Origin of the sequence: Pseudomonas sp. PICF6, assembly GCF_009831705.1 — a bacterium.
Classification (GTDB): Bacteria; Pseudomonadota; Gammaproteobacteria; order Pseudomonadales; family Pseudomonadaceae; genus Aquipseudomonas; species Aquipseudomonas rhizophila.
In genome coordinates this window covers 177,590-184,377 of sequence record NZ_WUUD01000001.1, presented here as the reverse complement: position 1 = coordinate 184,377, position 6,788 = coordinate 177,590, and the positions used below count along the sequence as shown (strand labels likewise).

Here is a 6,788-nt window from a genome sequence, read left to right as displayed (position 1 = left end):
AATAGGAACGCGAGAACGTACCGGAGTCATCGAAGTTTTCATGCTCGTAGATAGCTGTTTTCTTCGACGAGCAACCGGCTGCAGCGGCCAGCACCAGTGCCAGCCCGACGGTGCGCATAGGGAATGATTTGAACATTGAACATCCTGAGGAAAACGATCCGGGGCGTATTGTGCAACAGAACGCTGCCAGGCCGCGTGGCTAATCTTGTCTCAAACGGGTTACAAGTCTACTGGGGGTTATTTGCGGGAAAAAGACGCGAATTCGGTGGAGCGACGAAGATACTGCCCGATGCAACAAGCAGACACAAAAAACCCGGCCTTTCGGCCGGGTCGTTGTGGGGCAAACCATCAGAGCACTTAGAAGCGCTCGATGTCCGCCTCACTCTCCAACTGCTTGCGATAGGCAGCGAAGTCCTGCTGGCCGACACGAGAAGCGAGATAACGGCGGTATTGCGCCTTCTCCTCATCGCTCGGTGCCGCCGCTTCGTTCACGCCGTTCAAGCGCACGATGACCAGACTGCCATCGGGCAACGTCACACTGCTGAACGTCGGCTTGTCTTTCGATTCGGGTTTAGGCATCCGGAACAATGCCTGCAACACCGCCGGATCAATCCCTTCCTGGCTTCGAGTCGCCGCCTCGATGACCTTCCATTTCTGACCGTCGACAGGTTGATCCATGGCCGTCTTGCCATCGCGCAAACCGGCAATCAACTCCTCGGCCCGGGTCTTGGCCGCCGCACTGGCATGTTCCTTCGCCAGTTGAGCGCGAATGGCCCCGTCCACGCTTTCCAGTGGCATTTGCTCGGGCTTGCGGTGCTCCTTGGCACGCAGCACCACCACGGTTTCCGGGTCCAGCTCGATGGCGGTGCTGTTTGCACCCTCATCCAGTACCTCCGGGCTGAACGCGGCGCTCACCACGGCGCGGTTGGCCGCGATCCCCTCCCCACCCTCACGGCCGAACGGCGCCGAAGTGTGGACGGTCAGTTTCAGGTCCTGAGCCGGCTGTGCCAGGTCGGAGGCTTCGAAAGAGGCATCCTCCAGTTGCTTGGTCGCCTCCACGAAACGCTGCTCAACCTGCTGGGTTTTCAGCTCGCGAACAAGCTTGTCCTTGAGGCTGGCAAACGTTGGCACTTCAGGCGCTTCGACTCCCAACAACTTGATCAGGTGAAAACCGAAATCGGTACGCACCGGTGCCGATACCTGATCCTTGCTCAACGCATACAGAGCCTTTTCGAACTCCGGATCGTAGACACCCGGACCGGCATAACCGAGATCGCCGCCGCTGTTCGCCGAACCTGGGTCCTGGGAGAACTCCTTGGCCAACGCCTCAAACGATTCGCCTTTGGCCAAACGAGCCTGAATCTCTTCGATCTTCGCCTTGGCCTGGGCTTCGGTGACCTTGTCGTTCACTTCGATCAGGATGTGCGCAGCACGACGCTGTTCGGACAGGTTCGCGATTTCTTTCTGATAGGCCGCTTGCAGGTCTTCATCCTTGACGCTGACCTGATCGAAGAAAGAAGCCTTCTTCAGCTCAAGGTAGTCGATGACCACCTGGTCGGGCGTCATGAATTCCTTGGCATGCTTATCGTAGTAAGCCTTGACCTCATCATCGGTCAGTTTGACCGTCGACGAGTCGGCCTGGATATTCAAGGTGGCGAAATCCCGGGTCTGTTTTTCCAGACGGGCGAAGGCCAACACCTGGGCGTCGGTGACAAAACCACTCCCCGCCAGACCTGCGCGCAACTGGCCGATCAGCATCTCCTGAGCCAGCATCTGACGAAATTGCATGCGGCTGTAACCCAGCTGGCGGATCACCTGATCGAAACGCTCGGCGCTGAATTTGCCATCGACCTGAAACTCAGGCGTTTGCAGGATCACTTGATCCAGCGCCGCTTCGGAGAAAGCGAATTTCGAATCTTGCGCGCCTTGCAGCAACAGCTTGCGATCGATCAGGCCTTTGAGCGCTGAGTCGCGCAGCATTTTTTCGTCCAGCAACGAAGCGTCGAAATCCTTGCCCAGCTGTTGCATGAGCTGGCGGCGTTGCATGTCGACCGCCTGGCTCAGCTCGTTCTGGCTGATCTCTTCGCCGTTGACCTTGGCTGCGTCATTACTGTTGGTGGTAGCTTGAAAAATGGCATCGAAACCGGTCAACGCCATCAATACGACGATGACCCCGATGATGGTTTTGGCAATCCAGCCTTGTGAATTGTCCCTGATATTCTGCAGCATGCGTCCCCCAGAAACGGTTGAACTTCAAATTTAGGCAACCGTGGAGCGTGGGTAGAATCCGGATAGAAGAAAGGCGCATCCGAGGATGCGCCTTCTCGTAACTGGCGGAGCGGACCGGACTCAAACCCGCGAGTCCTGGCGTGACACACCGGCTACAAACCGGCTGTATGACCGCTCCGCTGCCAAGCCAGGCATGACCCCGACCCGGATAAACTCGGTGAAACCTTAGTCGTTAACAGCTTCTTTCAATGCCTTGCCAGCTTTGAAACCAGGCTTTTTGGCAGCAGGGATTTCCAGCGTTTGGCCGGTCTGCGGGTTGCGGCCGGTACGCGCTGGGCGATCAGTCACGGAGAAGGTGCCGAAACCAACCAGAACTACGGAGTCGCCGGCCTTGAGAGCGCCAGTGACGGATTCGATTACAGCGTCCAGCGCACGGCCAGCAGCAGCTTTCGGGATATCAGCGGATGCAGCGATAGCATCAATCAGTTCCGACTTGTTCACTCTAAGTCCCCTTATATCTATTTGAGATGATTCTAAGTTTTTTTGGTGAAAGCAAAAACGAGTGCTGAATGGCCTACAGACACTTAAGAGCCGCTTTATAACAAGGGCTCTAAAAAACTGTCAAGGAAGCCCCCCAGGCAAATGCGTATTAATGCGTGCTAATTCTTTCCTTAGAGTCAGACTCTCGCTTGTCTTCCTTCGCGACTATCTCCGGAGCCACATCCGGCAAGGGCTCCGGCGCGTATTGCAGCGCAATTTGCAGGACCTCGTCAATCCATTTAACCGGTTTGATCTGAAGATCCTGCTTAATGTTGTCAGGAATCTCCTTCAAATCGCGGACATTCTCCTCGGGAATGATCACGATCTTGATCCCGCCACGGTGAGCCGCCAGCAGTTTTTCCTTCAGACCGCCGATGGCCAATACCTGGCCACGCAGGGTGATTTCACCCGTCATGGCGACGTCGGCGCGCACAGGAATGCCGGTCAGCGCGGATACCAGGGCCGTGCACATGCCTACGCCGGCGCTCGGGCCGTCCTTGGGCGTAGCCCCTTCAGGCATGTGGATATGGGTGTCGCGCTTCTCGTGGAAGTCCAGGGGGATGCCCAGGCTCCGGGCGCGGCTGCGCACGACCGTCAGCGCTGCGGTGATCGACTCGACCATCACATCGCCTAGCGAACCGGTCTTGATCAGTTGACCCTTGCCCGGTACTACGGCCGCTTCGATAGTCAGCAACTCGCCACCGACCTGAGTCCACGCAAGGCCAGTCACCTGACCAATCTGATCCTGCTGCTCGGCGAGGCCGTAGCGGAACTTGCGAACACCCAGGAAGTGCTCCAGCAGGTCCGAAGTAACCTTGACCGCGAAGCGTTTTTCCAGCGCATGCTCTTTGACCGCCTTGCGGCAGACCTTGGCAATTTGCCGCTCCAGACCACGCACACCCGCCTCGCGAGTGTAGTAGCGGATAATGTCGCGAATCGCTTCCTCGTCAAATTCCAGCTCGCCTTTTTTCAGGCCGTTGGCCTGGATCTGCTTGGGCGAAAGGTATTTGACGGCGATGTTGATCTTCTCGTCTTCGGTGTAGCCCGGCAGACGGATCACCTCCATCCGGTCCAGCAGTGCTGGCGGAATGTTCATGGAGTTGGAGGTGCAGAGGAACATCACGTCCGACAGGTCGTAGTCGACCTCCAGATAGTGATCGTTGAAATTGTGATTCTGCTCCGGATCGAGCACTTCGAGCAGCGCAGAAGCGGGATCGCCGCGCATATCGCTGCCCATCTTGTCGATTTCATCCAAAAGAAACAGCGGATTGCGCACGCCAACCTTAGTCATCTTTTGAATCAATCTTCCTGGCATCGACCCGATATAAGTGCGGCGATGCCCCCGAATTTCCGCTTCATCGCGCACGCCACCGAGGGCCATGCGCACGAATTTACGATTGGTCGCGTGGGCAATCGACTCTGCCAGCGATGTTTTACCGACCCCGGGAGGCCCCACCAGGCACAGTACCGGCCCGCGAATTTTCTTCACGCGTTTTTGCACGGCGAGGTATTCGAGGATACGTTCCTTGACCTCTTCCAGACCGTAATGGTCGGCATCGAGAATATCTTCGGCGCGGGCCAGGTCCAGACGGACCTTGCTTTGCGCCTTCCAAGGCACCTGAACCAGCCAGTCGATATAGGAGCGCACCACAGTGGCTTCGGCAGACATAGGCGACATTTGCTTGAGCTTGTTCAGCTCGGCCTGGGCCTTGGCAAGTGCATCCTTGGGCAGGCCCGCAGCATCGATGCGCTTTTTCAGCTCTTCGATTTCGTTGTGCCCTTCGTCACCATCGCCAAGTTCCTTCTGAATGGCCTTCATCTGCTCATTCAGGTAGTACTCGCGCTGGCTACGCTCCATCTGCTTCTTGACGCGACCACGAATGCGCTTCTCGACCTGCAGTAGGTCGATTTCGCCATCCAGCAGTGCCAGCACGTGTTCGACACGGGCAGACAAATCGATGATTTCGAGAATTTCCTGCTTCTGCTCGATCTTGAGGGCCATGTGGGCCGCCATCGTATCGACCAGCCGCCCAGGTTCGTCGATGCTGTTAAGCGACGACAGGACCTCAGCAGGCACCTTCTTGCCCAACTGCACGTATTGTTCGAACTGCGACAGAAGACTGCGGACAAACACCTCAGACTCACGCTCGGGCGCGTCCACTTCGTCGATCAGCGACACTTCGGCCCGGCAATGGCCGTCCACTTCGCTGAAACGCTCGACCGTGCCACGCTGCTCACCTTCGACCAGGACCTTGACGGTGCCGTCGGGCAGCTTGAGCAGCTGCAGAACTGTTGCAATTGTGCCTACGCGATAAAGTGCGTCTTCGCCGGGATCATCGTCAGCAGGATTTCTCTGCGCCAACAGAAGAATCTGCTTGTCACCCGTCATCGCAGCCTCGAGGGCTTCGATAGACTTCTCGCGCCCCACGAACAGCGGGATAACCATGTGCGGATAAACCACGACATCACGCAATGGCAGGAGAGGCAATTCGATGGTTGTCTTCATGATTTCGCCTCTACGGCGGCCACAAGGCCGGAAACAGATGGAAGTAAGCTTGAAACCAAGATGGGGGCAGCCTTGAAAAAAAACAAGCGCAAAGACACGTCTAAAACGCGCAAAAAGCAAAGGGGCCCGAAGGCCCCTTCTTTATTCCGGCACCGGGACGCTTAAGCGTCCGGCGCGGCCTTGGCAGCCGGCTCTTTGTTTTCGTAGATATACAAAGGCTTGGACTTACCTTCTATAACGCTTTCATCGATCACGACTTTACTCACCTCAGACTGCGAGGGGATCTCATACATCGTGTCGAGCAATACGCCTTCCAGAATCGAGCGCAACCCACGGGCACCGGTTTTACGCTCCAGGGCTCGTTTGGCAACCGATTTCAGCGCGTCGGAACGGAACTCCAGGTCTACACCTTCCATTTCGAACAGCTTGGCATATTGCTTGGTCAGGGCATTCTTCGGCTCGGTCAGAATCTGCATCAGTGCAGCTTCATCCAACTCGTCCAGTGTCGCCAGGACCGGCAAGCGACCCACGAATTCCGGGATCAGACCGAACTTGACCAAATCATCAGGTTCGACTTCACGCAGGGATTCACCGACCTTCTTACCCTCTTCCTTACTGCGCACTTCGGCGTTGAAACCAATGCCGCCACGGGTGGAACGGTTTTGAATAACCTTTTCCAGGCCGGAGAACGCGCCACCGCAGATGAACAGAATGTTACGCGTGTCGACCTGCAGGAACTCCTGCTGCGGATGCTTGCGACCACCCTGAGGCGGAACGGAAGCCACGGTACCTTCGATCAGCTTGAGCAAGGCCTGCTGCACGCCCTCGCCGGAAACATCCCGGGTGATGGACGGGTTGTCGGACTTGCGGGAAATCTTGTCGATTTCGTCGATGTAGACGATACCCATCTGGGCCTTTTCCACATCGTAATCGCACTTCTGCAGCAGTTTCTGAATGATGTTCTCGACATCCTCACCCACATAACCCGCCTCGGTAAGGGTGGTTGCGTCGGCGATGGTGAACGGAACGTTCAGCAAACGGGCCAGGGTTTCGGCAAGCAGGGTTTTACCCGAGCCTGTCGGGCCGATCAGCAGGATGTTGCTCTTGCCGAGCTCGACCTCGTCATTCTTTTTGTCACGTTGGTTCAGGCGCTTGTAGTGGTTGTACACCGCTACGGCCAGTACCTTTTTCGCGCGCTCCTGACCAATGACATATTGATCAAGGATGCCGCTGATTTCTTTAGGCGAAGGCAACTTATGCGCGCTGCTTTCGGCCTGGGCTTCCTGCACCTCCTCGCGGATGATGTCATTGCACAGGTCGACGCACTCGTCGCAAATGAAGACCGAGGGGCCGGCAATCAATTTGCGTACTTCATGCTGGCTTTTGCCACAGAAGGAGCAATAAAGCAGTTTGCCGTTGTCCTCGCCGTTGCGGGTGTCAGTCATTCGATCGATCCAAATCCGATAGGCTTGCAACACAAGATGAAGGCAATTGCGGGCTTTTTCAAGCCCGC

General features: G+C 56.6%; 4 protein-coding genes and 1 pseudogene. All 5 read right to left on the bottom strand.

The window, feature by feature from the left end; translation table 11 throughout:
- Positions 1 to 136 (bottom strand): annotated as a pseudogene (locus GSM73_RS26615) (DUF2242 domain-containing protein); the annotation flags it as partial.
- A gap of 221 nt (positions 137 to 357) precedes the next feature.
- Entirely contained in the window at positions 358 to 2,229 is a 1,872-nt protein-coding gene (locus GSM73_RS00830; protein WP_160891338.1) for a SurA N-terminal domain-containing protein, read from the bottom strand.
- A gap of 225 nt (positions 2,230 to 2,454) precedes the next feature.
- On the bottom strand, positions 2,455 to 2,730 hold the full coding sequence (locus tag GSM73_RS00825; RefSeq protein ID WP_047228496.1) for an HU family DNA-binding protein: 276 nt from the start codon (positions 2,728 to 2,730) through the stop codon (positions 2,455 to 2,457).
- Positions 2,731 to 2,878: 148 nt separating this feature from the next.
- The gene (gene lon, locus GSM73_RS00820; protein WP_076383967.1) at positions 2,879 to 5,275 is read right to left on the bottom strand and encodes an endopeptidase La; all 2,397 of its coding nucleotides are present in this window, start codon (positions 5,273 to 5,275) and stop codon (positions 2,879 to 2,881) included.
- A 161-nt stretch (positions 5,276 to 5,436) separates the two neighbouring features.
- On the bottom strand, positions 5,437 to 6,720 hold the full coding sequence (clpX, locus tag GSM73_RS00815) for an ATP-dependent Clp protease ATP-binding subunit ClpX (RefSeq protein ID WP_047228498.1): 1,284 nt from the start codon (positions 6,718 to 6,720) through the stop codon (positions 5,437 to 5,439).
- Positions 6,721 to 6,788: the final 68 nt, after the last annotated feature.